Consider the following 26,013-nt stretch of genomic DNA (forward strand, 5'->3'; position numbering starts at 1 on the left):
ATGTGTTAAGCCAAATTCGCTACTTTCAATCTGTTGTTGAAGAAAAATCATTTACTAAAGCAGCTGAATTACATTTTATCTCGCAATCAGCAATTTCTCAACAGATTAAGAACTTGGAAGAAAAACTTGGTGTGACACTGCTAGTTCGCAAAAATCGTGGTTTTGAATTGACAGCGGCAGGGCGTTATTTTTATGAAAAATCGTTAGCACTGGTTGCTGATTTTGATAAACTTTGTCAGGAAACGCAGTCGATTGCCAATCAGCAGTCAGCCAAGTTATCAATTGGTTATTTGTATTCTTATGAAGGCAGTGAGATTCAAGAAGCAATTTCAGGATTTGCAAGTCAGTTTCCTGATGTGGAGTTAACGGTTAAGACAGGAACACACGATCAGCTTTATGATGATTTACGGTTTGGCAGAATTGATTTAGTGGTTAACGATCAGAGAAGAGCTTTTTCAGATGACTATATGAATCTTGTTTTAGCCGATTTACCACTCGGTCTTGAGCTGGCAACGTTTAATTCCTTGGTTCAATCTGATAAGGTAACATTAGATGATATAGTAGAAAAACCTTTGATTTTGGTGGCTGATAGCCAGCAAGAAGAAACCGAACGTGCTTATTATCATGATTATTTAGGTTTTTCGAATGACTTGCATTTTGTCGCTAATCCGACAGATGCTAGGATGCTTGTTGTTGGTAATCGTGGCTACTTACCGATTGAAGTTGGTAAAGGGGTTAGCTTTCCGCCGACAGTGACATATAAATTACTCGATAAGCAAGATCAAAGAATCTTACGACGCATGTGTGCATTTTGGAAGAAAGATAATTCGGGTTATTATGTCGAAACAATGGCAGAGTTTCTAGTCAAAGCTTTTCAAGATAAATAGAAACAAAGAGGTATTTCAGATAAGTTTTACTTATCCGAAGTGCCTCTTTTTAAAATTGTTAAGCAAGAAGTGAGGCTTTATAATGGAGTCATAAGAAAGGTCAGAGTGAGTTAATTGAGATTTGCTCTGGGTGAATAATGATGAAAAATGATGTCATGTTGGTTGTCGGAGCAGGACAAATTTCAATGGCGATTGCACGTCGCATGGGATATGGTAAAAAAATTATTCTTGGTGACCGATTGCTTGATAATGCTAAGGCTATTGCTAAAACATTGACTGAAGCTGGATTTGATATCGAAACATTTGAGATGGATTTGTCATCACGTCAGTCAATTAAAGAAATGGTTACCTATGCGCAAACTTTTGGTGATATTAAGTATTTGGTTAATGGTGCAGGCGTTTCGCCATCGCAAGCTTCGATTGAAACAGTACTTAAAGTTGATCTTTATGGAACTGCAGTTTTACTGGAAGAAGTTGGCAAAGTCATCACAAAAGGCGGTGTTGGTGTTACTATTTCTAGCCAATCAGGTCATCGTATGCCTGCATTGACTACCGAGCAGGATCGAGCACTTGCTATGACGTCAACCGAAGAATTGTTGAAACTTGATTTTCTTCAAGAAGATAAGATTAAAAATACTCTTCATGCTTATCAACTTGCCAAACGTGCTAATGAAAAACGTACCATGTACGAAGCTGTTCGTTGGGGAGAACACGGCGCGAGATTGAATGCCATTGCACCAGGAATTATCGTAACACCTCTTGCGATTGATGAATTCAATGGCATTCGGGGAGATTTTTACAAAAATATGTTTGCCAAATCCCCAGCTGGTCGTCCAGGAACAGCAGACGAAGTGGCTGATGTTGCTGAATTACTCATGAGTGAACGTGCGCAGTTTATCACAGGTTCAACATTTTTGATTGACGGTGGCGCAACAGCTTCTTACTTTTATGGACCACTTAATCCAAATACAGAAACAGGTATGGCAGAAGGGAGAGGTTAAATGACAGAAAAAATCCTAAAACAACTATATCGTCAAGTTAACGATGCCATGGTTGCAAAAGATACAAAAAAACTAGCAGAACTTTTGGAACCAGATACCGTACTAATACATATGACAGGTTATGTTCAGCCAGTTACTGAGTGGTTAGAACAGATTGATACTGGAGACATGATTTACTATTCTTGGCAGGAAGATGCGATAAAAAATATCAAAATAAATGGAAATACAGCCAGTCTTGTCGGACAAAGTCGTGTTAAAGCACGAATTTGGGGAGCAGGTCCATCGACTTGGCGTCTGCAAATTAAAATGGAATTTGAAAATGTTGATGGTAAGTGGAAAATCATCAAACAGACAGCAAGCACTTATTAGAAAGAAGGAATTTTTATGACAAATGTAGCAATTATTGGAGCAACAGGCTCACTCGGAAGAAGTTTACGTGAGGAACTGAAAAACAACAAAAATTATAACGTGACTTTATTTTCACGTCACGTTGATAGATTATCACTTTATAGCAATGAAAAAGCTATCTCTGGCTCAGCGACGTCAAGCACAGACTTAGATCAGGCTCTTGCTAATCAAGATATTGTTTTTGTTGCTCTGTCAGGTGACTTACCAAAAATGGCATTTGAAATTGTGTCGAGTATGACATATAACAACGTTAAACGACTCATTTTTGTAACATCTATGGGAATTTATGGTGAAGTAGACGGCGAACCCAAAGGAGTTGTTGCGCCAATTTTACGTCCGTACCGTGAAGCAGCTGATATAGTTGAAAACTCAAATCTAGACTACACGATTTTACGTCCTGGCTGGTTTGATAATGGGCAGGATACAACTTGTCAAATTACACAAAAAGGTGAAACGTTCTATGGTCATGATGTTTCCCGCAAAGCCATTGTAACGCTTGTTAAACAAATCATTGATCAACCTGAGATGTACGTCAATACAAGTCTAGGACTGTATCGATAACGACAAAATCTCATTTCTTAATATCTTTTTTCTTGACTTAGAGTTAACTTCAAGGTATATACTGAAGTAAAGTTAGAAAGGAGATGACTTATGAATATCAAAAAAGTTAGTGAACAGACTGGTGTTTCTGCAGATACGATTCGCTACTATGAACGGATTGGATTGCTGCCGCGTGTACGTCGAAATAAATCAGGAATTCGTGATTTTTCTGAACAAGACATTGCAACACTTGAGTTTATTCGCTGTTTCAGACGAGCTGGAATGAGTGTTGAATCCTTGATTGAGTACATGAATTTGGTTGAACAAGGTGAAGGCACTGAAGAAGCTCGTATGCACCTCTTGCAAGAACAACGTGATAAACTGGACGCTCGTATTGATGAATTACTAGCAACTAGAAAACGCATGGATTATAAGATTAAAAATTATCAAAACATATTACTGGAAAAGGAAAATGTCCTTTTTGATGAGAAATCAGAGGAGTAAGGAGAGGAAAAATGGAATATAAAACACTTTCAAATGGAGTCAAAATGCCTATTTTAGGGTTTGGTGTCTACCAAGTGCCAGATTTAGCTGAGTGTGAACGTGTTGTGAGTGACGCCATTTCAGTTGGTTACCGCTCAATTGACACTGCGCAAGCTTATATGAACGAAGAAGCAGTTGGAAATGCTATTCGAAAATCTGGAATTGCGCGTGAGGAGTTTTTCATCACTACTAAGATCTGGATTAGCAATTATGGCTATGAAAAAGCTAAAGCCTCTCTTGATGCTTCTCTAGAGAAACTGCAAACAGATTATATTGATTTGGTGCTTCTTCATCAACCGTTTGGCGATTACTATGGTGCCTATCGTGCTATGGAAGAATATTATAAAGCAGGAAAAATTAAAGCGATTGGTATCAGTAATTTTGCTCCAGACCGTGTAGCAGATTTGGCTATTTTTTCTGATGTCACTCCAATGGTAAATCAAGTTGAAACGCATGTTTTCAATCAGCAAGTAAATGCTCGTAAAACCATGGATGAATACGGTGTTCAAATTGAATCTTGGGGACCATTTGCAGAAGGAAGTAATCATTTATTTACTAATGAAACTTTAGTTGCTATCGGTTCAAAATATCATAAAACAGCAGCACAAGTTGCTCTTCGTTACCTTATTCAACGTGATGTAGTTGTCATTCCTAAAACAGTTCACAAAAATCGTATGGAACAAAATTTTGATGTTTTCGATTTTGTTTTAACAGATGATGATATGGCAGAAATTTTGAAACTTGATACAGGAAAGAGTCTATTCTTCTCGCATACTGACCCTGAAACAGTTAAAGCATTAAGTTCTTTTAAAATTTAAGTATGCTCAAAAAGCATAACACTATATTTAAAATGAGTATTTGTTATTTTACTTAAGCAGGATTACAATAGCTTTAGAAAGAATTCTAGGTGTTGAAAGGAGTCAAAAATGACAATTAAACAAACTGCAGGTCGTGACCAATTGGGTGAATTTGCCCCTGATTTTGCGCATTTTAATGATGATATTCTCTTTGGTGAAAACTGGAACAATACTGACATTGATGTCAAAACTCGTTGCATTATCACCGTTGTTGCCCTCATGTCACAAGGCATCACAGATAGTTCACTTGTGTATCATTTGCAAAATGCCAAAGCTAACGGTGTTAGCAAAGAAGAAATTTCAGCTATCGTGACACACGTAGCATTTTACGCAGGATGGCCAAAAGCTTGGGCAGTATTTAACCTTGCAAAAGATGTTTGGAGCGAAGATTAAGCATACGAAAGAGAGGATAAAAGATGGTAGATAAAGAACTTTTTGATAAAGAAAATGTATTCGGACAAGGTCAGCCCAATGACGCTTTTGCCCAATATTTTGATGGGCAATCCTTCCTAAATCCTCTTGTCGGATCAGATTCAACACTATTTTTAGCAAATGTGACTTTTGAACCAGGTTGTCGTAATCATTGGCACGTTCACAATGCTAGCAAAGGTGGTGGACAAATTTTGATTTGTACAGCTGGTCAAGGTTGGTATCAAGAAGAAGGTAAAGAAGCAGTTAGTCTTGAACCAGGTAAAGTTATCGTGATTCCAGCAAATGTCAAACACTGGCACGGTGCTAAGAAAGATTCATGGTTTAGCCACATCTCAGTAGAAGTGCCAGGTGAAAATACTTCAAATACTTGGCTAGAAGCAGTTAGCGAAGTTGACTACAACGCACTTTAAGACATTTTTATTGTCATATATTTAAACAAAATTAATCTCTCATTCATTAGATACCCAGTAAAATCTGGGTATTTTTTGTGTCGTGACAATTTTATTTTGCCATGTTAAACTAGAAACTATGACGCAAGAAAAACATATTAGGCTAGTTAAGGCTGGGCCATTTCTTAATCTTTTTAAAAAAGATGCTCAGTATGCAACTCCGATTTTTAGAATAGACCAGAAACGAAAAAATTTACAATTTGTTATTGTTTTTAAATTGGATGAGTCGGCTGATTTTTATGTGCTTAATCGCTCGGAAAAAGGTTATAGCAAGGAATTAAAACGTATTAAGGTATTTACAACATCACAGCTTTATAATGCGATGGCAAAAGTCCCCATCAAAGCGCGTGAGACGATTCAGATTTTGCAAGTGCCAAGTGATAAAAAGCAGCTGAAAGATTTCATCACTTATTATGACAAAGCAAGCATTGATTGGTTGAGTTATGGTAAGACAGCAGTTCTTGACGATGTCTACAACCCTTTTCGTGATGCGCATTCATCGCTTTTTAACACAGATACCACTGACGGTGCGGTATCTTACGATGATTATCAAGGGATTCAAGACTTTCATCCTTTTTCTGTTTTGGACAATCAAGCGCAAGCTCTGTCATGTCGTTATCAAGACCCGATAAGGCAGAAGACAGTTTCGCTGCAACTGATGGGCTGGTATTTTCTTGGACAACAGTTGAAAATCAGTTGGAAACCCGACATTCAATACAATGCACGCTGGCGTTCGTCTGTTGTGGCGATTGACCGAAAGACTCGCCGTTATTTCTTTCAAGGAAATATTTATCAAGAAAAAGGAACTGACCCCGTCTTTTTAGAGAATCTTTCATTTGATAGTGATTTGAAAAATAGCAGAGCAGCAAAAGCAGAATTTGGCAGATTTATCCAAGAGATAAAAGAACAAGAGCGCGTGGCTTTGTTAAAGCTGCGCTGACAATCAAAGAGGATTTTGAGTCCTCTTTTTATTTGTGCTATAATATTTTCTGACTGAAAACAATATTAGAAAGTATGAAAATGACAGATATTGACATTGAACGTTATCATGAACTAGCTCAACAAAAACAAAAAGAACACCGCAAATTTTTAGCAACACTCAAGAAAAAAGCTCCTAAAAACCTTGATAAAATCACTCAAGAAATTCACACAGAAGTTTTTAACGAGATTGATTGCACAAAGTGTGCTAACTGCTGTAAAAGCTTGGGTCCTTTGTTTACAGAAGCAGACATTACACGCATTTCAAAAGTATTTCGCATGAAACTTGGCGTATTTGAAGACATGTACCTTCGTGTCGATGAAGATGGTGACAAAGTCTTTCAATCAATGCCTTGTCCATTTTTGGGCGATGACAACCTTTGTACCATTTACGACGTCCGACCAAAAGCATGCCGTGAATTTCCGCACACAGATCGCAAAAAAATTTATCAAATCAATAACCTAACCATCAAAAACACTCTTTTCTGCCCCGCAGCCTACCTCTTTGTCGAAAAACTCAAAGAACGATTGGAAGGGAAATAGAGAAGTTGTCTCCCCTCATTTTGAGGGGAGTTTTTCTATCTCTTGCTGTGCTTGCGTTTTCGTGAAAGCGGTAAAATTTGCAATCAAATAAATGTACTTTGTATGAAAATCATAGTAAGCTTACAGTAATCGAAATAGAGGAGGGCACTTATGTTTTTAGCCTGGAATGAAATAAAATACTCGAAGTTACGTTATGGATTGGTAGTAGGAGTAATCTTTTTAATTGCTTATCTAGTATTTTTCCTGACAAGTTTAGCTAATGGATTAGCACAGACTAATCGTTCAGCGGTTGATTCTTGGAAATCTGATGTCGTCATTTTAAATGAGCAAGCTAATAAAAATCTGCGCATGTCACGCTTTTCAATTGATTTAAAAAATGATGTTAAAGCTGATAAAGTAGCAGAATTGACACAAGCATCCGCAACAATTAAGGATGACGAAAAAAATAAAATTAATGTCAATTTATTCGCGATTAAGCAGGATGAATTTCTACGTCCGAAGTTGAGTGAAGGAAGGCTTTTCTCAAAAACAGGAGAAGTTGTCGCTGATAGTAGCTTAAAAAAATCCTATCAATTAAAGATTGGTGACAAAATTACTCTTGGAGATAGTACTAAAAAGCTGACTATTACTGGTTTTACGGATAATGCGAGCTTTAATGTTCAGCCAGTTCTTTATCTGACAAAAGAAACATTGGCAAGCGTCCTTGAGGACAATGCTCAAGCAAATACAATCAGTGCTCTGGTGATTCGTGGCAAAGTAAGTCAGGTTCCAAAAGGTCTTGAGAGTATGACAACATCAACGTTTATTGAAAATCTTCCAGGTTATAAGGCTCAGAATCTGACTTTTTCCTTTATGATTGGTTTTTTGATTGTGATAGCAGCGATTGTAATCGGAATTTTTATCTATATTTTGACTTTGCAGAAAAAAGCGATTTTTGGTGTTTTAAAAGCACAAGGAATTTCAAACTTTTATTTGTCAAAAATGGTTTTCTCACAAACCTTCATTTTAGCCATTTTAGCGGTTAGTCTTGGTTTAGCGTTAACCCTGCTCAGTGCCGTTTTTCTACCAACATCAGTTCCATTTCAGGTAAATCCACTCTTTTTTGCAGGAATCAGTGTGATAATGGTTCTTATCGCAGTCTTTGGCGCACTGTTCTCAGTGATTAGTATCGTTAAAGTTGACCCGCTGAAAGCAATCGGTTAGGAGAATTTATGACAGCAATTGAGTTAATAAAAATCAAAAAATATTTTAAAGATGGACCCGAACAAATTGAAGCTCTGAAAGAAACCAATTTGACTATTAATAAGGGAGAATTCGTAGCAGTTATTGGGCCATCTGGTTCTGGGAAAAGTACCTTTTTGACCATTATCGGTGGGCTACAATCACCCTCACAAGGTGAAGTCAGACTTAATGGTCAATCATTTAGCCAGAAAAAAGAAAAAGAACGCGCTAAAATGCGTTTTGACCAGATTGGTTTTATCCTGCAAGCTTCAAACTTAGTGCCATTTTTAAAAATCAAAGACCAGTTACGTTTGGTTGATAAGGTGGATAAGAAAAAGAAACGTGAATCGATTGATAGCCTTTTTGCTCAGCTTGGCATCGCTGATATCGCAGATAAATATCCTGAAGAGATTTCGGGTGGTCAAAGACAGCGTGTTGCTATCGCTAGGGCCTTGTACAATGACCCGACTATTATTCTTGCTGACGAGCCGACAGCAAGCTTAGATACTGAAAAAGCAATGGAAGTTGTCAAAATCTTAGCTGATGAAGCTAAAGAAAAAAATAAAGCGGTCTTGATGGTAACGCATGATAGACGTTTGGTTGCTTATTGTGACCGACTGTTAGTCATGGAAGATGGTGTTTTGCGTGAAGAGGAGATTAGTACATTCCAGCAATAAGACTCTGTGTGTGATATAATGAAGTCAAAACTGACTGAGTTTAAAACGGGTCGTTAGTAAAGGAGACGTCATGATTACTTTTTTCTTGCAAATGCGTCGGACCATTCGTGTCTTGTGGTCACTTCTAAAAGATGAAGAGACTCGAGGAATAGCAGGGGTTACTGCTGTAGTGCTTTTAAGCGGCACTCTCTTTTACGCCAATGTCGAGCATTTTTCTTATCTAGATGCTTTGTACTTTTCCTTTACGACCCTAACAACGATTGGCTATGGGGACATTTACCCAGTGACGGCAGTTGGTAAGATTTTCACCATGGCTTACTCTGTCATTGGTCTTGGAATCATGGCAAGCTTCTTGGCTGTTGTGGTTAAGAAATTCGAGAAAATGAGATTTAAAAAGTAGTCATATTTTTTGACAAACAAAAAGCCGAAAGTACTAAACTTTCGGTCTTTTAATATTCAATTTTACGGTCTTCTGCGATGAGTTTTGCCATTTGTTTTGGATTTGTGATGTGAATTTGGTGACCGCATTTATCAATCATATCTTCAGCGCGCAAAGCCTTAACCATTCGTGCAATGGTTACAGAGTGCATGCCAAGGTAGCAGGCAATTTCTTGATAAGTAAAGAAAGTGTCTAAGACAAGATCGCCTTTATCGCTTGCTTCGGCTTGATCGAGCAAGAAACGACAGAATTGAACCAAAGCAGGCTCATTTTTACTGCTGTGAAAATGCTCCATCAGATAAATATGATTTTCGGTCAAGGTATTCAACATCAGGCTAACAACTGATGGAAATCCAAGTAATTCTTGAAATTGTCGACTTGATATACGATAAGCAATACATGGTGTTTTAGCCACGATTGAAAATGATTTTTTCCCGTAGTAGTTCAAATGAACAGTGTTCATCAAAGGAACAAATCCAACGAATTGTTGTTTTTTAAAATAAAGGTAGGTTGTCTCTCTACCGTCAGAAGAAATAGAAGAAAGAGCACATATGCCTGAGCATAGGATATAAATATCACCGCTTGTTTCTCCAGCGACGGACTGCGCTAAATTTTCACCCTTTTGAAAAGCTACACGTTCGCCGTATTGATAAAGTTCTGTAATATCTAGTGTAGATTGCATAATTGCCCTTTCTAAAAATTAACATAGGCTATATAACTATATAGTTTACGAAAAAAAAGCGTTTTTATCAAGTTGATTTTTTAGAAAATTACTAAGAATGGAAAAATATTTTTATCTGAAAAGTTGATTTACAATACTTGCCTAGCACGATATAATGGGGAGCGTGAAAAGGAGTAATTATATTTTATGAAATCAATTCAAAATAAAGCAGCAGGAGTTGTTTTATGTGCTATTCTGGCACTGCCTGCATGGATTTTGGGACAATATTTTCCGCTAGTTGGCGCACCAGTTTTTGCCATTTTGTTAGGAATGATTGTCGGAAGTTTTTATCACAACCGCACGAAAACAGCAGCAGGTATTGCCTTTACTTCAAAATACATTTTGCAAACAGCAGTTGTTTTACTTGGTTTTGGACTTAATTTGATGCAAGTTGTCAAAGTTGGTGTACAGTCGTTGCCGATTATCATCTCGACAATCGCGACGTCTTTGATTGTAGCCTTTTGCTTGCAAAAATGGTTGAAGTTAGACGCTAATACAGCAACCTTGGTCGGTGTTGGCTCTTCTATCTGCGGTGGTTCAGCTATTGCGGCAACAGCACCAGTTATCAAAGCAAAAGACGAAGAAGTAGCTAAGAGTATCTCAGTTATCTTTCTTTTTAACATTCTTGCAGCACTGATTTTCCCAACTTTGGGAGACATGCTTGGCTTGACAAACCATGGTTTTGCCCTCTTTGCAGGAACTGCGGTTAACGATACTTCATCTGTAACGGCAACAGCAGCGGCTTGGGACGCGATTCATCATTCAAATACGCTTGATGGCGCAACAATCGTTAAATTGACTCGAACACTAGCGATTATCCCGATTACACTTGTTTTGTCATTTTACACAGCTTTCAAGGAAAGTAAAAATGGCGGAGCTTCTGAGAAGACATTCAATCTCAAAAAAGCATTTCCAATGTTTGTTTTGTACTTCTTGTTAGCTTCAATCGTGACAACAATCGTTAGTGGTTTAGGGATGTCTGTGGAACTCTTTGAACAACTCAAAGTTCTCTCAAAATTCTTCATTGTCATGGCAATGGGAGCGATTGGTCTGAATACAAATCCTATCAAGTTAGTCAAAACTGGCGGCCAAGCAATCGGTGTCGGTGCAGCTTGCTGGATTGCAATCACCTGCGTCAGCCTCTTGATGCAACACGTTTTGGGTATTTGGTAGGAAAAATTTAGACTAAAAATTCCTTAGAGAAATCTAGGGAATTTTTATTTGTAAACGTTATCAAAAAAATGGTATAATAGACTGGGTAAACTGAACGGTCATTTATTTCACGATTAACCCGCTCTCCTTTTATTAAAATCTTATACGAAAAAGTCGTCTACTGAGCTCTTAGACGGCTTTTTGATGCCCAAATCTCACATCAAGCAAAGCAAATTTCTTTTTGCTATAATAAAAACATGAATGAACTGATTAAACACAAATTGGAATTGCTTCCAGATAGCCCTGGTTGCTATATCCATAAAGATAAAAACGGCAAAATTATCTATGTCGGAAAGGCTAAGAATCTCAAAAATCGTGTGCGCAGCTATTTTCATGGTAGCCACAATACCAAGACGGAACTCTTGGTTTCTGAGATTGAAGATTTTGAATACATTGTCACTGGGTCAAATACAGAAGCTCTTCTTCTTGAAATCAATCTGATTCAGGAAAATATGCCAAAGTATAACATCAAGCTAAAAGATGACAAGTCTTACCCATTTATCAAAATCACGGTGAATGAACAGTACCCACGCTTGATGATTACCCGCCAAATCAAAAAAGATGGTGCCATGTATTTTGGACCTTACCCAGATTCTGGTGCTGCGACAGAAATCAAACGTCTGCTAGACCGTATTTTCCCATTTAAAAAATGTACAAATCCTGCTAACAAGGTTTGTTTTTATTACCATTTGGGGCAATGTAAAGCCCACACAATCTGTCATGTTGACCATGATTATTTTGTTGAAATGGCGCAAGATGTCAAGAATTTCCTTGATGGTAAGGACAATAAAATCGTCGATGGCTTGAAAGACAAAATGCAAAAAGCATCTGACATGATGGAATTTGAACGTGCGGCAGAATACCGTGACCTATTGCAAGCTATCTCAACACTTCGTACTAAACAACGTGTCATGAACCAAGATATGATGGACCGTGATATTTTTGGTTATTATGTCGACAAAGGTTGGATGTGTGTACAGGTCTTCTTTGTTCGCCAAGGAAAACTCATTCAACGTGATGTCAATATGTTCCCGTATTACAATGACCCAGAGGAGGATTTCCTGACCTATGTCGGACAATTTTACCGCGACAGCAAGCATTTTGTGCCAAAAGAAATCTTTATTCCTCAGGACATTGACGAAGAATTAGTTAAAGCAGTTGTTGATACCAAAGTCATCAAACCACAACGTGGTGAGAAGAAGCAGCTGGTAAATCTTGCGACAAAAAATGCGCGTGTCAGCCTGCAACAAAAATTTGACTTGCTAGAAAAAGATATCCGCAAAACACATGGTGCCATTGAAAATATCGGTGAATTGCTCAACATTCCAAAACCAGTGCGCATTGAGGCATTTGATAACTCAAATATTCAAGGAACAAGTCCAGTTGCGGGGATGGTTGTCTTTGTAAATGGAAAACCAAGTAAGAAAGATTACCGTAAATTCAAGATTAAAACTGTGGTTGGACCAGATGACTATGCCAGCATGCGTGAGGTCATTTATCGTAGATACAGTCGCGTGATGAAAGACGGATTGACTCCGCCAGATTTGATTATCATCGATGGTGGTCAAGGTCAGGTTAATGTTGCGCGTGATGTCATTGAAAATAAACTTGGACTTGATATTCCAATTGCCGGTCTGCAAAAAAATGACAAGCACCAAACACACGAGTTGCTTTTTGGTGACCCATTAGAAGTGGTCGAATTACCACGAAACTCTGAAGAATTCTTCCTCTTACAGCGTATTCAAGATGAAGTTCACCGATTTGCCATTACTTTCCACCGTCAACTACGGTCTAAAAATTCGTTCTCATCAAAACTCGATGGCATTGCTGGGCTTGGTCCAAAGCGCAAGCAATTACTCATGAAACACTTCAAGAGCTTGCCAAATATTCAAAAAGCTGACGTGGACGACATCGTCAACTGTGGCGTTCCACGAAACGTTGCCATTGCTGTGAAAGAAAAACTAGTTGAGGAGAAAGCAGATGTTAACCATTAAACCGATTACTGAAGAATTTGCAATCTGCCAAGTTGAGGATTATTCGCAAGTTAATCTGGAAAATCCATTTATTTTTACTGGGGCAACAGATGAGGAAAAATCACTTCGATTACGCTTATCCCTGAAAATGCTTTGGCAGTTGATAAACATTGCTCAGCTTTTCGTATTGAGGGTGTCTTAGACTTTTCTTTGATTGGCATTTTATCGAAAATATCAAGTCTTTTAGCAGAACATAATATTGGTATTTTCGCTATTTCAACTTATAACACAGACTACATTTTAACGAAAACAGCAGATTTTCAAAGAGCGTTGCAAGTGTTAAAAGAGGCAAAATACACGATTTTAGAGTCATAAATAGGGAATTTAAGGAGAGAAAAAATGAAAATTTTAGTTGTCGGTCTGGGAGTGATTGGGACAACGTATGCTTATCTTTTTGAGAAAGCTGGTCATGAAGTAGAACATTTTATCCGAGAAGGTAGTGATAAGAATAGTATTGAAATGTTAGATGTTGACTTACTTGATGGACGAACGGATAAGTACGGAAATCAAGTTAGAGATACTTATGATGTCAAGCGTAGTTCTCAAAAGGTTTATGATTTTATTTTTGTTAGTGTACCATCTGGTAGGATAGAGGATGTTATTGAAAGCCTTGATAATTCACAGATTAAAGGGACAATTATTCTTGCCTGTGGTATTTGGGAAAATAGAGAATCACTTGACACTCTTATGAGCGGACATGATTACCTGTTAGGTTATCCTGTTGCTGGTGGTAAGTGTTCTTCGACACATTTAGAAGCTTGTGTTTTTGACCATTTTATGATTGAAAAAGAGGAAAAAACTGAAATTCCGAATTATTCTGATATTGAAACATTATTTTCAGATTGTCAGATTTCATTAGAAAAGCCATATGATATGTTGGAATGGATTTGGCTTCACATGGCAATTAATGCAGCTGTAGTCTCTGTTGCAGGAAAATATGGAAATATTAATCAGCCAAGTGCTTCTGCGGAAAATTTAATGAATTCATCCGCTATTTTGAAACAAGCAGTGGTGGCTATTCGTGAAACGTCAGGCATTATCGCTGCACGTGGAGTTGCTTTAAAACACTATCGAAATGAATTATTAGCCTATTGGTTACCGACCTTTATCTCTGTTCCTTTAATGAAAAAAATGTTTGCCAAGAATGTTTTAACACGCAAAATAATGACACTACATGGAAATACAGAGGATTTATTATTTGTCTGTAAATCTGTTTATGATTGTGGACAAATAAGTCATGTAGAAGCTCCTATATTCTACGACTGTTATAATGCATTGCTACCAAAAATAGATTAATTAGTAATTAAATCGCAAATGCATGAACTGAAAACTTTCATGAAACTTTCTTTTTCTGATTGTAATCTATTTTAAACTGTGCTAACATGGATAGGGATTTTTAAGGAGATACGCATGTTTAAAAAAATGAAGCAAGGCCTCTCTCAGTTAAGTCAAAAGAGCACTTGGCTTCCAAGCATTGTGATTGTTTTGGTCGCCGTGTTACTCTTGCTTCCCCAATTAACGTCTCGTGGAGTGATTGCGGGTAGTGATTTCCTATTTCACTACAATCGTTTTTATGAGACGGCTATGCAAATTAAGACGGGTAACTTTAGTTATTTTATGTCACTGTATGGCTTTTACAGTTCAGGTCGAATTGTTAATGCTTTATATGGCCCGTATTTTGCTTATTTTCAAGGAATTTTGGTACTCATCAGCAAAAACTGGTATACCTATCAACTTTTGTCACGTTTCTTGTTGAGTGTGATTGCTGGCTTTTCGATGTATCGTTTGAATCGCAGAGCTTCTGTCAAACCGAAAATAGCTCTTGGAGTAGCAGTCTTTTACATGATGACCTTCTCGGTTCAATACTGGACGTTTAGACAAGGCTTTTCAAGCTGGGGCGCCGCTTTTATGCCGTGGTGCTTGATTCCAGCAGTTGATTTTGTCAGAACAAAAAGAGTTGGAGTACTTCGCCTAGCAGTATCGGTTGCTGTTATGATGCAAGTCCACATGCTTAGCTGTTTCTTGTTAATTTTGGCTTACTTGCCATTTTACTTGTACGGCTTTTTCAAATCTGATGAGAAAAAAGAAGTCTTTTTCAAAGGTGTTCAAGCAGTCTTGCTAAGCCTTTTATTAACAGCAAATGTCTGGGCAGCTTTGGTTGATGTCGGTAGAAGTAATAACCTGGTTGAACCTTTTGTCAATTCAAAACTTTACATTATGACGGTTAACCAGCGTAGCATTGAATGGCTACTAACGCCAAAAGCATTGGTTTTTGTAGTCTTGTATCAATTGTACTTCTCATTTAGACACTGGCGCCATTACGACACACTCTTGCGAGTAGTGACAGGGGCATTCTTTATCTTCTTGGTGTTATCAAGTAGCATTTTCCCATGGTACACGGTCAATAAATTGAATCTTCCTTTGGTAAATCTAATTCAATTTCCATTTAGATTCTTTGTGCCCGCAACGGTGCTATTGTTGTTAGCGGCAGCTATGATTTTAGACAAATACTTCGATAAAAAATGGTCAAAATTTGTAGCTATTGGGCTAATCTTGGTGAACATCTTGAGCTTTGTGCAGTTGTCGAAATTGCAAGAAGAAAAGATTGATGATTATTACAACACGAAACATCCTATTCAACGTAAAAAACATACTTTTATCTGGGGAGACCCTGCAGATGTCAGAGCAAGTTTTTATGATTCAGATAAATTCAAGCTACTAGATATCGTTTCAAAATCAACCCCAGATTATTTACCCACTGATAAGTCTAATAAAGATAATAAGTATGTCTTGTATGAGGAGTTTGTCCTTGGACACACGGATGCTTACAAAAAGACACAAGGCGACAACGAGCTGATATATACTTGGACAGCTGATGCGAGTGGTTGGGCAATCATTCCAGTTGCAAAATACGCTGATACTGAGCTGACGCTTAATGGTAAGAAACTTAGTCAAAAGGATTACACTTTATCAGGGATTGGCACGCCTACAGTTCAGCAAAAAGCTGGAAAAAATACCTTGAAAATTACTTATCGTATTCGTACTTGGTTTAAAGTTTTGATGGTGATTAACATCTTATCATGGCTTTCAGTTGTAATTTATCTTGGAATTAGAAAAATAAGTAGAGAAGACTAGGGAAAAAACCTAGTTTTTTCTTTTTGAACATTTGTGTATGCGTTTTCGTAGCAAATAGCTGTAAAGTCTTTTGAAAAATGATAAAATAAAAGAGCATAAAAATTTAAAAAGGAGGGTCGCTTAATGAAATTTCTAGAATTGAACAAAAAGCGCCATGCCGTCAAAACATTCAATAGTAAACCTGTAGAATATAAAGATTTACGCACTGCAATTGAAATTGCTACTTTAGCACCTAGTGCTAATAACATTCAACCATGGAAATTTGTCATCGTCGAAGATAAAAAAGCAGAACTTGCTAAAGATCTTCCAAGTTTGAACAAAAAACAAGTTGAAGAAGCTCAGTACGTTGTTGCACTTTTTACAGATACAGATTTGGTTCAACGTTCTCGTAAGATTGCTCGTATTGGTGTTAAATCATTAGATAATTCTAAACTTGGCTACTATATGGAAACATTGCCTGCTAGATATGCAGAATACGACGACAAGCGTAAAGGCGAATATCTTGCTTTAAACGCAGGACTTGTTGCGATGAATCTTGTTTTAGCCTTGACTGACCAAGATATTTCATCAAATATCATTCTTGGATTTGACAAGTCTTTGACAAATGATATTCTAGACATTGATAAACGTTTTCGTCCAGAGCTCTTGATTACTGTTGGCTACAGTGATGATAAACCTGAACCAAGTTATCGTTTACCAGTCGACGAAATCATTGAGCGACGTTAAGAGACTTTAGACGTTTATGCACCAAACTTAGTTAAGAATTTTCGCAAAACTAGGTTTACAAATCTTAAAATATGAGTTACTATGGGTTAGTTGACTCAAATGATAAACAATATAGTAGCTTTTCTGGTAAGGAAAGCTACCTTTATGGAGGAGTTATAAGAAATGACAGTAGACTTTAAAGCAGAAGTTGAAAAACGTAAAGATGCCATGATGGAAGATCTCTTTGCACTTTTACGTATCAACTCTGAACGTGATGACAGCAAAGCTGACAAAGAGCACCCATTTGGACCTGGCCCAGCAAAAGCTTTGGAACACTTCCTTGCAATGGCTGAGCGCGATGGTTACAAAGCACGTAACATCGACAACTACGCTGGTGATTTTGAATTTGGTGAAGGTGACGAAGTGCTTGGTATCTTTGCTCACTTAGACGTTGTACCAGCTGGTAGCGGTTGGGATACAGATCCTTACGAACCAGTTATCAAAGATGGACGTCTTTATGCGCGTGGATCATCAGATGATAAAGGTCCTACAATGGCATGTTACTACGCCCTAAAAATCATCAAAGAACTTGGACTTCCAGTATCTAAACGTGTTCGTTTCATCGTTGGTACTGACGAAGAATCAGGTTGGGGCGATATGGAATACTATTTCGCACACAACGGTTTGAAAGATCCTGATTTCGGATTCGCTCCAGATGCTGAATTCCCAATCATCAATGGTGAAAAAGGTAACATCACTGAATACCTTCACTTCGCAGGTGAAAACAACGGTGCATTCACTTTGAACACTTTCGAAGCTGGTCTTCGTGACAACATGGTTCCAGAATCAGCAACAGCAGTATTTACAGCAGAAAGCACATTAGCTGAACTTCAAGAAAAACTTGCTACATTTGCAGCTGCTGAAAACCTTAAAGCTGAGCTTGTTCAAGAAGGTGATGCTTTCCGTGCAACAGTTATCGGTAAATCAGCTCACGGTTCAACTCCAGAACTTGGACTTAACGCTGCAACATACCTTGCTAAATTCTTAGATCAATTTGCATTTGATGGTGCAGCCAAAGTTTACCTTGATACAACAGCTAACGTTCTTCACGAAGATTTCGCTGGTGAAAATCTTGGTGTTGCATACACTGATGCGAAAATGGGTGCACTTAGCATGAACGCTGGTGTCTTCAAATTTGACCGCAACTCAGATGACAACACAATCACACTTAACTTCCGTTACCCACAAGGTACTGATTCTCAAACAATCAAAGCTGAACTTGAAAAACTTAATGGTGTAACTCAAGTGACTCTTTCAGATCACGAACACACACCTCACTATGTTCCAGCTGATGATCCATTGGTATCAACACTTCTTTCAGTTTACGAAAAACAAACTGGTTTGAAAGGTTACGAACAAGTTATCGGTGGTGGTACATTCGGTCGTCTTCTTAAACGTGGTGTTGCCTTTGGTGCTATGTTCCCAGATTACGTGAACACAATGCACCAAGCAAATGAGTTCGCTGATGTTGAAGACCTTTACCGTGCAGCTGCTATCTATGCTGAAGCACTTTACGAATTGATCAAATAATAAATAATTAACCTTTGAAAAGAAGAGAATTTTTTGCGATTAATGTAAAAAATTCTTCTTTTTTTATACTTTTAAAAAAGATAATTTTAGGAGATTCTATGGCAAAAGCGAATTATTTACGCGTTGAGAAGATTTTACAATCAACCTTAATGCCAAATGAAGAGTTGGTAAGTTTGTATCAGAGTAGAAAGAGTAAGTCTGTCTATGCTTGTGTGTTAACTGATGAGATTTTTTATAAAGTCATTAGGGTTGGAGACCACAGAGCAATTACACCTTATTTTAGTCAGCCAACTTTTGATGTTTTTAAAAGTGATGCCGAACTAAAATCAGAAATCAGAGAATTCCTTTTTAAAAATTGCTGGTACAAATTTGACTATAAGGATTATTTTGCGCTGAAAGCAATCCAAGAGTCAGCAACAGTTAATTGCCATTTTTTCTTGGCAGACGATTACAAAATAACTAGAAAGAAAGCTAATTTTTATTTGTTGAAAGATAATGTTGCTAAAATCGATGCTGTTCAGTTGTCACCTGATTTTAATAAGGTTTTACGTAAGCTTTTTTCAGGTGGCTTGATTAGTATCTATCGTGAAAGTGAATTTGATAAATCCTTGTATGTATCGAGCTTTGCTATCCAATTATTAAAACGATTGGCAGAACTATTTGAGTTAGAGTGGCAAAGTGATTGTAAAAACATTAATTGGTACCATTTTGATTTGCCACAGCGCTATTTGCCAAAACATGATAAGGATGGTGCCGAGATTGAACGTGTTAGATTGTTTTACCGCCAGTCTGCCTTTCAGTCGGACATTGATTATCCGCTATATCCAGATCCAAGCTTTTATCAAAAAGCAAAACAACCACAGTCAGGTCTTAAAAAGCTTTTCTATAGTTTTTCAAAATGGCTGCGCAGCTTATTTTCAAAAATGAAAAAAACACAAGTGGTTGCTCCTTATCAAGAGGTAGAGCAGAAGGCAGGGGGAGTTACCAAGGAGAAAACAGCGCAAAAATGGTCAGCTAAGGAAAAACCAGACTTCAAGCCACAGCGCAGCAATGTGAAAATATCTGGAGTGGTCAATGAAGATACCTTGTCAGCACTTATGTCTTTAAAAGATGAACTTCCTAAAGGTTAAAATTATTTTCAGTATTAAAAAAGCTCGCTAGTATTACCAGCGGGCTTTTAGTTATTAATGATTTATTTTCCAAGACAGAATTGGGTGAAGAGTTGATTGATGAGTTCGTCTGGCGCAGCATCACCAGTGATTTCACCAAGAATTTCCCAACAACGTGTCAAATCAATTTGAAGAAGGTCAACAGGCATTCCCATTTCAAGCCCTTCATTAACTGATTGCAAGCTTTGAACAGCTTTTTCAATCAATGAAATGTGACGAGCATTTGAAAGGTAAGTTGCATCTTTTTCAACAATTCCTGCATTATCAAAGAAGAGTTGGTTGATACGTTCTTCAATCAAATCAATGTTTTCATTTTTAAGAACAGAAATGCGAATCACATCGTCAGGCAATTGATCAGCTTCAATTTTTTCTGACAAATCTGTTTTGTTAAGTAAAATAATGCGGTTGCTGTCTTTGCTGAGTTCAAGAAGTGCACGGTCTTGGTCAGTCAAAGGTTCAGAGCTATTGAGAACAAGAAGTACTAAATCAGCTTCCTCAAGGGCTTTTTTAGAGCGTTCAACACCGATTTTTTCAACCACATCATCAGTTTCACGGATACCAGCTGTATCGACTAGTTTTAAAGGCACACCTTTGATGTTGACGTATTCTTCGATAACGTCACGTGTTGTTCCTTCGATATCAGTAACGATAGCTTTATCTTCGCGAAGCAGATTATTCAAAAGACTTGATTTACCAACGTTTGGACGACCAATGATAGCAGTAGAAAGCCCTTCACGTAGGATTTTTCCACGACGTGCTGTGCGCAAGAGATTTTCCAAAAGTGATTGGAATTCTTGTGTTTTTTCACGAATTAGCGCTGTTGTCATTTCTTCGACATCGTCGTACTCTGGGTAATCAATGTTAACCTCAACTTGTGCAAGAGTGTTTAGGATTTCTTGGCGCGTGTCATTGATAAGTTTTGAAAGTGAACCATCAAGCTGTTTAACAGCGATGTTCATGGCTTTATCAGTTTTAGCACGGATAATATCCATGACAGCTTCAGCTTGAGTCAAGTCAACACGACCATTCAAGAAAGCACGTTTTGTAAATTCACCTGGCTCAGCAAGACGAGCACCATGTCGCAAGACAAGCTGCAAAATCTCGTTAGTGACAGCCACACCACCGTGTGTATTGATTTCGATGACATCTTCACGGGTAAATGTCTTTGGTGAAAGCATGACAGATACCATAACTTCGTCAAGAATTTCATCGTTGTCAGGGTCAACAATATGACCATAGTTGATAGTGTGAGAGTCGACTTTACTTAGGTCTTTACCGCGATAGACTTTTTTGGCAATAGCTAGCGCGTCAGTACCAGAGAGTCGGACAATTCCGATTGCCCCTTCACCAAGCGGTGTTGAAATTGCGGCAATCGTATCGAATTCTTTAGTAATCATTCGTATTCATTCCAATCTATTTCTTTAAGTATTATTTTCAAAAAATATCTTATTTAATTGTAACGCAAATAGAACATTCAAGCAATAGAAGAGGGTTGAAAGACGCCTGAAACTCTATAAATTTTGAGTAATTCAATCTAGCTAAAACACCCCAAGTCATGGTATAATGGTTAGTTGGAAATAGGTATATTTGTTTTACATATAAATTTAGGTGAGGTTGTTATGGAAAAACTTAAAAAAATGGCTGGGGTGACTGCTGCCCAGTATGTTAAAGATGGCATGGTTGTTGGACTTGGAACAGGTTCAACTGCATATTTCTTCGTTGAAGAAATCGGACGCCGTATGAAAGAAGAAGGGCTTAAAGTTGTTGGTGTCACAACTTCAAGTCAAACAACTGCTCAAGCAGAAGGACTTGGTATTCCTTTGAAAGCTGTCGATGACATCGATGTTATCGATGTAACTGTTGACGGTGCTGACGAAGTAGATAGCAACTTCAACGGTATCAAAGGTGGCGGCGGTGCCCTTCTTATGGAAAAAATCGTTGCTACACCAAGTAAAGAGTACATCTGGGTTGTTGACGAATCAAAACTAGTCGACAAGTTAGGTGCTTTCAAATTGCCAGTAGAAGTTGTACAATATGGTGCTGACCGCATTTTCCGTGAATTCGAGAAAAAAGGTTACAAACCATCATACCGTATGGCAGATGGCGAACGCTTTGTTACTGATATGAAAAACTACATCATCGACCTTGACCTTGGCGTGATTGAAAATCCAGTTGAATTTGGTAAAGAATTGAAAGCTATGGTTGGTGTCGTTGAACACGGCCTTTTCAACGGTATGGTTAACAAAGTTATCGTTGCTGGCAAAGACGGCGTTAAAATTCTAGAAGCTAAATAAGACAGTTTACAGGAGATGTTTTGACTGGTTCAGCCGATAGTCTCCTGTTTGCATGTTATCGTCATTATTATTTCTAATCGATTTGATTAGGAGGTTTTGGGTGCCAACCGTAACCACCCTAGAGTAGGAAAACTATGTCAACATTTAATCGTATTCATCTTGTCGTACTTGATTCTGTAGGAATCGGTGCTGCACCAGATGCTAACAACTTTGTCAACGCTGGTGTGCCAGACGGTGCATCAGACACACTTGGTCACATTTCAAAAACTGTAGGGCTTAACGTTCCAAATATGGCTAAAGTTGGTCTTGGAAATATTCCTCGTGAAACTCCTCTAAAAACAGTTCCAGCTGAAGCTCAACCAACAGGTTATGCAACTAAACTTGAAGAAGTTTCTCTTGGTAAAGACACAATGACTGGTCACTGGGAAATTATGGGTCTTAACATCACAGAACCATTTGATACATTCCTTGGTGGATTCCCAGAAGAAATCTTGACTAAAATCGAAGAATTTTCAGGACGTAAAGTCATTCGTGAAGCTAACAAACCTTACTCAGGTACAGCAGTTATCGATGACTTCGGCCCACGTCAAATGGAAACTGGTGAGTTAATCATCTACACATCAGCTGACCCAGTACTTCAAATCGCTGCTCACGAAGATGTTATCCCAGTAGAAGAACTTTACAAAATCTGCGAATACGCTCGTTCAATCACACTAGAGCGTCCAGCTCTTCTTGGTCGTATCATTGCACGTCCATACGTTGGTGATCCAGGTAACTTCACACGTACAGCAAACCGTCGTGACTATGCCTTGTCACCATTTGGTCCAACAGTTTTGAATAAATTGGCTGATGCTGGTATTCCAACATACGGTGTTGGTAAAATCAATGATATCTTCAATGGTTCAGGTATCACAAACGACATGGGACACAACAAATCAAACATGCATGGTGTTGATACTCTTCTTAAAACAATGCAATTGCCTGAATTCACAAAAGGCTTGTCATTTACAAACTTAGTTGACTTTGATGCCATGTACGGTCACCGTCGTAACGCTCAAGGTTACCGCGATTGCCTTGAAGACTTCGACAAACGTATGCCTGAAATCATGGAAAGCATGAAAGAAGATGACCTTCTTCTAATCACTGCTGACCACGGTAATGACCCAACTTACACTGGTACAGACCACACTCGTGAATACATTCCATTGTTGGCATACAGCCCAGCATTTAAAGGAAATGGTGTCTTGCCAGTTGGTCATTTCGCAGATATCTCAGCAACAATCGCTGAAAACTTTGGTGTTGAAAAAGCAATGATTGGTGAATCATTCTTAGATAAATTAGTATAAGAGGTAACTATGTCTACAATTATTGAAAAAATTGAAGAAGCACGTCAGTTCTTAGTGTCACAAGCGTGTGACGCTCCAGAATTTGGACTTATTCTTGGTTCAGGTCTTGGTGAATTGGCTGAAGAAATCGAAAACGCTGTTGTTATTCCTTACGAAAAAATCCCAAACTGGGGTAAATCAACAGTTGCTGGTCACGCAGGCCAATTGGTTTATGGTGACCTTGGTGGCCACAAAGTTCTTGCCCTTCAAGGACGTTTCCATTTCTACGAAGGAAATCCAATGGAATTAGTGACTTTCCCAGTGCGCGTGATGAAAGCTCTTGGTTGTAAAGGTCTTATCGTGACAAATGCTGCTGGTGGTATTGGCTTTGGTCCTGGTACATTGATGGCAATTTCTGACCACATCAACATGACTGGTCAAAACCCATTGATTGGTGCTAACCTTGATGACTTCGGACCTCGCTTCCCAGATATGTCAGATGCTTACACTGCTGAATACCGTGCTATCGCTCACAAAGTTGCTGAAAAAATTGGTATCAAACTTGACGAAGGTGTTTACCTTGGTGTGTCAGGTCCATGTTACGAAACACCTGCTGAAATTCGTGCCTTCCAAACTCTTGGCGCAGATGCTGTAGGTATGTCAACTGTTCCAGAAGTTATCGTTGCAGCTCACTCAGGCTTGAAAGTTCTTGGAATCTCAGCTATTACAAACCACGCTGCAGGTTTCCAAAGCTCACTTAACCACGAAGAAGTTGTCGCAGTTACACAACAAATCAAAGAAGACTTTAAAACACTTGTCAAATCAGTTTTGGCAGAACTATAATCTAGGAAAATTAACACTAAAACGTATTTAAAAAGTATTTTTTAGATGCATTTACAAAATAATCGATTTAAACATTTTAGCTATTGTTTACGTTTTGGAGGAGTGCTGATTTTAACAGCTTTAATAGCTGGTTTAGGTGGCATCTTACTTCATGAATTTTTAGACCTAATTGAGTACCTGGTTTTTGGTCATGGTGAGGCATCGGTCGCTCAAGCAGTTTCGACTAAGCAGTTCATTTTGATTGTCCTTGCTGGGATTATCTCGGCGATTATCTGGTATTTTTTACAACGAAAAAATCGTCAGATTATTTCTGTTAAATCTCAGATGAAAGCTGAAAATCCAGCATCGAGACAACCAATACTTTGGATTCATTTGACCAATATTTTCTTGCAAGTGGCCTCTGTCGGTGCAGGCTCACCAATCGGAAAAGAAGGAGCGCCCCGAGAACTTGGTGCGTTGGGAGCCGGACGTGTATCGGATTACTTGAAACTAACCTTACAAGATGGAAAGCTCGCAATCGCCTGTGGAGCCTCAGCTGGTCTTGCAGCAGTTTACCAAGTGCCAATTGCTAGCATCTTTTTTGCCTTTGAAACGCTTGGACTTGGTCTTTCAGTTCTTAATCTGATTTCTGTCTCAGTAACGACGATTTTGGCAAGCCTCGTAGCTGGAGTAATCATTTCAGATGCGCCACTTTATGAGGCTGTACAAGTAACATTGGATGTAAAGACTGCTCTTTTGGCAATTGTTCTTGCAGTTCTCATCTCACCAATAGCGCAGCTATTTCGCAGACTTACCCAAAAAGCACAAGCACAAAAAGTGACTGATTACACCATTTTATGGCGCTTACCACTGACTTTTCTACTATTAGCCAGTTTATCGCTTGTTTTTCCTGAGATTTTGGGAAATGGCGGAGCTATGGCGCAAGGTGTATTTGATGGTATGACTGTTCAGTATGCTGCTATGATTGTTGTCGTCAAGGCGTTTGTGGTCTTGCTGACGCTAAAAAACGGCGCTTACGGTGGAACCTTGACTCCCTCATTTTCAATGGGAGCAGTTCTGGGATTCCTTGGTGCTGCGCTTTGTAGCCAAATCTTTCCAACTATTTCACTAGCCTCAGCTATGCTAATCGGATCAAGTGTGTTCTTAGCTATTACCATGAATGCACCGCTCACAGCGGTTGGCTTAGTCGTCTCATTTACAGGTCAAAAACTTCAAGCTCTTCCAATTTTATTGATTGCAGTAGCGGTAGCTATTTTTATAAAACAACTCATTGAAAGGAATTCTTATGTCAATCCATATCGAAGCCAAACAAGGCGAAATCGCAGATAAAATCTTACTTCCAGGAGATCCACTCCGTGCAAAATTCATCGCAGAAAACTTCTTAGAAGATGCTGTATGTTTTAACAACGTTCGCGGAATGCTTGGTTTCACAGGAACTTACAAAGGTCACCGTGTCAGTGTTATGGGAACAGGTATGGGAATGCCTTCAATCTCAATCTACGCAACTGAACTTATCCAATCTTACGGCGTTAAAAAACTAATCCGTGTTGGTACAGCTGGTTCACTTAACAAAGACGTTCACGTGCGTGAACTTGTTCTTGCTCAAGCAGCAGCAACAACTTCAAGCATGATTAAAAACGAATGGCCACAATACGATTTCCCACAAATCGCTGACTTCACATTGCTTGATAAAGCTTACCATATTGCCCAAGATCTTGGTATGACAACTCACGTTGGTAGCGTTTTGTCAATCGATGCATTCTACTCAGACTTTGCTGAAAACAACATCAAACTTGGTCAACTTGGTATTAAAGCCGTTGAAATGGAAGCAGCAGCGCTTTACTATCTTGCTGCAAAATACGGTGTACAAGCGCTTGGTATCATGACAATTTCTGACAGCCTTGTTGCTGACGAAGACACAACAGCACAAGAACGCCAAACAACTTTCACAGACATGATGAAAGTCGGACTAGAAACACTTATCGCAGAATAATACAAAAAGGAACTGAAA

27 protein-coding genes and 1 pseudogene are annotated in these 26,013 nt (G+C 38.4%); 26 read left to right on the forward strand and 2 right to left on the reverse strand.

Annotated features, from left to right (window positions below; translation table 11 throughout):
- Window positions 1-2 precede the first annotated feature (2 nt).
- The 13 genes from ACNTMY_RS03775 (at window position 3) to ACNTMY_RS03835 (ending at window position 8,936) form a co-directional block, all read left to right on the forward strand.
- Entirely contained in the window at window positions 3-887 is an 885-nt protein-coding gene (locus tag ACNTMY_RS03775) for a LysR family transcriptional regulator (RefSeq protein ID WP_134775130.1), read from the forward strand.
- 140 nt (window positions 888-1,027) lie between these two features.
- Complete coding sequence (locus ACNTMY_RS03780; RefSeq protein WP_423216857.1) at window positions 1,028-1,888, forward strand: SDR family oxidoreductase; 861 nt, start codon at window positions 1,028-1,030, stop codon at window positions 1,886-1,888.
- Window positions 1,889-2,257 carry a nuclear transport factor 2 family protein gene (locus ACNTMY_RS03785; RefSeq protein WP_423216706.1) on the forward strand — a complete coding sequence of 123 codons (369 nt, stop codon included), beginning with the start codon at window positions 1,889-1,891 and terminating at the stop codon, window positions 2,255-2,257.
- Between the two features lie 15 nt (window positions 2,258-2,272).
- On the forward strand, window positions 2,273-2,857 hold the full coding sequence (locus ACNTMY_RS03790) for an NAD(P)H-binding protein (protein WP_045798031.1): 585 nt from the start codon (window positions 2,273-2,275) through the stop codon (window positions 2,855-2,857).
- A gap of 90 nt (window positions 2,858-2,947) precedes the next feature.
- Window positions 2,948-3,340, forward strand: coding sequence for a stress response transcriptional regulator NmlR (nmlR, locus tag ACNTMY_RS03795; RefSeq protein ID WP_423216707.1), 393 nt, complete (start codon window positions 2,948-2,950; stop codon window positions 3,338-3,340).
- An 11-nt stretch (window positions 3,341-3,351) separates the two neighbouring features.
- Window positions 3,352-4,197 carry an aldo/keto reductase gene (locus ACNTMY_RS03800; protein ID WP_423216708.1) on the forward strand — a complete coding sequence of 282 codons (846 nt, stop codon included), beginning with the start codon at window positions 3,352-3,354 and terminating at the stop codon, window positions 4,195-4,197.
- Between the two features lie 108 nt (window positions 4,198-4,305).
- Entirely contained in the window at window positions 4,306-4,629 is a 324-nt protein-coding gene (locus ACNTMY_RS03805; RefSeq protein ID WP_021142106.1) for a carboxymuconolactone decarboxylase family protein, read from the forward strand.
- A 23-nt stretch (window positions 4,630-4,652) separates the two neighbouring features.
- A complete protein-coding gene (locus ACNTMY_RS03810; RefSeq protein ID WP_134775134.1) occupies window positions 4,653-5,078 on the forward strand; it encodes a cupin domain-containing protein in 426 nt (141 codons plus the stop codon).
- A 118-nt stretch (window positions 5,079-5,196) separates the two neighbouring features.
- Entirely contained in the window at window positions 5,197-6,057 is an 861-nt protein-coding gene (locus ACNTMY_RS03815) for a hypothetical protein (RefSeq protein WP_423216709.1), read from the forward strand.
- 80 nt (window positions 6,058-6,137) lie between these two features.
- Window positions 6,138-6,638 (forward strand): YkgJ family cysteine cluster protein, encoded by a 501-nt coding sequence (locus tag ACNTMY_RS03820; RefSeq protein ID WP_021142109.1) that lies wholly within the window; start codon window positions 6,138-6,140, stop codon window positions 6,636-6,638.
- A gap of 150 nt (window positions 6,639-6,788) precedes the next feature.
- Window positions 6,789-7,841: an ABC transporter permease gene (locus tag ACNTMY_RS03825; RefSeq protein ID WP_423216710.1), complete on the forward strand. Its 1,053-nt coding sequence runs from the start codon at window positions 6,789-6,791 to the stop codon at window positions 7,839-7,841.
- Window positions 7,842-7,849: 8 nt separating this feature from the next.
- Window positions 7,850-8,536 (forward strand): ABC transporter ATP-binding protein, encoded by a 687-nt coding sequence (locus ACNTMY_RS03830; protein WP_423216711.1) that lies wholly within the window; start codon window positions 7,850-7,852, stop codon window positions 8,534-8,536.
- A gap of 70 nt (window positions 8,537-8,606) precedes the next feature.
- Window positions 8,607-8,936 (forward strand): potassium channel family protein, encoded by a 330-nt coding sequence (locus ACNTMY_RS03835; protein ID WP_287969691.1) that lies wholly within the window; start codon window positions 8,607-8,609, stop codon window positions 8,934-8,936.
- 49 nt (window positions 8,937-8,985) lie between these two features.
- Here the strand turns inward: ACNTMY_RS03835 and ACNTMY_RS03840 are convergent, their stop codons facing one another.
- Entirely contained in the window at window positions 8,986-9,657 is a 672-nt protein-coding gene (locus tag ACNTMY_RS03840; RefSeq protein WP_423216712.1) for a Crp/Fnr family transcriptional regulator, read from the reverse strand.
- Window positions 9,658-9,843: 186 nt separating this feature from the next.
- Here ACNTMY_RS03840 and ACNTMY_RS03845 point away from each other — a divergent pair, with 186 nt between their 5' ends.
- From ACNTMY_RS03845 to ACNTMY_RS03880, 8 genes and pseudogenes are all read left to right on the forward strand, one after another.
- The gene (locus ACNTMY_RS03845) at window positions 9,844-10,869 is read left to right on the forward strand and encodes a YeiH family protein (protein ID WP_423216713.1); all 1,026 of its coding nucleotides are present in this window, start codon (window positions 9,844-9,846) and stop codon (window positions 10,867-10,869) included.
- A gap of 236 nt (window positions 10,870-11,105) precedes the next feature.
- Window positions 11,106-12,902 (forward strand): excinuclease ABC subunit UvrC, encoded by a 1,797-nt coding sequence (gene uvrC / locus ACNTMY_RS03850; RefSeq protein ID WP_423216714.1) that lies wholly within the window; start codon window positions 11,106-11,108, stop codon window positions 12,900-12,902.
- Window positions 12,889-13,256 (forward strand): annotated as a pseudogene (locus ACNTMY_RS03855) (ACT domain-containing protein). The gene uvrC and the pseudogene ACNTMY_RS03855 overlap by 14 nt, the downstream one beginning before the upstream one ends.
- Window positions 13,257-13,280: 24 nt before the next feature.
- A complete protein-coding gene (locus ACNTMY_RS03860) occupies window positions 13,281-14,237 on the forward strand; it encodes a ketopantoate reductase family protein (RefSeq protein ID WP_423216715.1) in 957 nt (318 codons plus the stop codon).
- A 114-nt stretch (window positions 14,238-14,351) separates the two neighbouring features.
- Window positions 14,352-16,076, forward strand: a complete 1,725-nt coding sequence (locus ACNTMY_RS03865) for a hypothetical protein (RefSeq protein ID WP_423216716.1) — start codon at window positions 14,352-14,354, stop codon at window positions 16,074-16,076.
- Between the two features lie 123 nt (window positions 16,077-16,199).
- Window positions 16,200-16,802 (forward strand): nitroreductase family protein, encoded by a 603-nt coding sequence (locus ACNTMY_RS03870; RefSeq protein ID WP_021142121.1) that lies wholly within the window; start codon window positions 16,200-16,202, stop codon window positions 16,800-16,802.
- A 162-nt stretch (window positions 16,803-16,964) separates the two neighbouring features.
- The gene (pepV, locus tag ACNTMY_RS03875) at window positions 16,965-18,371 is read left to right on the forward strand and encodes a dipeptidase PepV (RefSeq protein WP_423216717.1); all 1,407 of its coding nucleotides are present in this window, start codon (window positions 16,965-16,967) and stop codon (window positions 18,369-18,371) included.
- Between the two features lie 98 nt (window positions 18,372-18,469).
- Complete coding sequence (locus ACNTMY_RS03880; protein WP_423216718.1) at window positions 18,470-19,501, forward strand: hypothetical protein; 1,032 nt, start codon at window positions 18,470-18,472, stop codon at window positions 19,499-19,501.
- Between the two features lie 62 nt (window positions 19,502-19,563).
- On the opposite strand, the gene mnmE is transcribed toward ACNTMY_RS03880, so the two are convergent.
- Window positions 19,564-20,937 (reverse strand): tRNA uridine-5-carboxymethylaminomethyl(34) synthesis GTPase MnmE, encoded by a 1,374-nt coding sequence (gene mnmE, locus ACNTMY_RS03885; RefSeq protein ID WP_423216719.1) that lies wholly within the window; start codon window positions 20,935-20,937, stop codon window positions 19,564-19,566.
- 222 nt (window positions 20,938-21,159) lie between these two features.
- Between mnmE and rpiA the strand changes: the two genes are divergently transcribed.
- From rpiA to deoD, 5 genes are all read left to right on the forward strand, one after another.
- Complete coding sequence (gene rpiA / locus ACNTMY_RS03890; RefSeq protein ID WP_423216720.1) at window positions 21,160-21,834, forward strand: ribose-5-phosphate isomerase RpiA; 675 nt, start codon at window positions 21,160-21,162, stop codon at window positions 21,832-21,834.
- A 134-nt stretch (window positions 21,835-21,968) separates the two neighbouring features.
- The gene (locus ACNTMY_RS03895; protein WP_423216721.1) at window positions 21,969-23,180 is read left to right on the forward strand and encodes a phosphopentomutase; all 1,212 of its coding nucleotides are present in this window, start codon (window positions 21,969-21,971) and stop codon (window positions 23,178-23,180) included.
- A gap of 9 nt (window positions 23,181-23,189) precedes the next feature.
- A complete protein-coding gene (locus ACNTMY_RS03900) occupies window positions 23,190-24,002 on the forward strand; it encodes a purine-nucleoside phosphorylase (RefSeq protein ID WP_004231324.1) in 813 nt (270 codons plus the stop codon).
- Between the two features lie 102 nt (window positions 24,003-24,104).
- Window positions 24,105-25,331, forward strand: a complete 1,227-nt coding sequence (locus tag ACNTMY_RS03905) for a chloride channel protein (protein ID WP_423216722.1) — start codon at window positions 24,105-24,107, stop codon at window positions 25,329-25,331.
- On the forward strand, window positions 25,288-25,995 hold the full coding sequence (deoD, locus tag ACNTMY_RS03910; RefSeq protein WP_074451129.1) for a purine-nucleoside phosphorylase: 708 nt from the start codon (window positions 25,288-25,290) through the stop codon (window positions 25,993-25,995). The genes ACNTMY_RS03905 and deoD overlap by 44 nt, the downstream gene beginning before the upstream one ends.
- Window positions 25,996-26,013: the final 18 nt, after the last annotated feature.

The organism is Streptococcus equinus, assembly GCF_049393735.1.
GTDB classification, from domain to species: domain Bacteria; phylum Bacillota; class Bacilli; order Lactobacillales; family Streptococcaceae; genus Streptococcus; species Streptococcus equinus_G.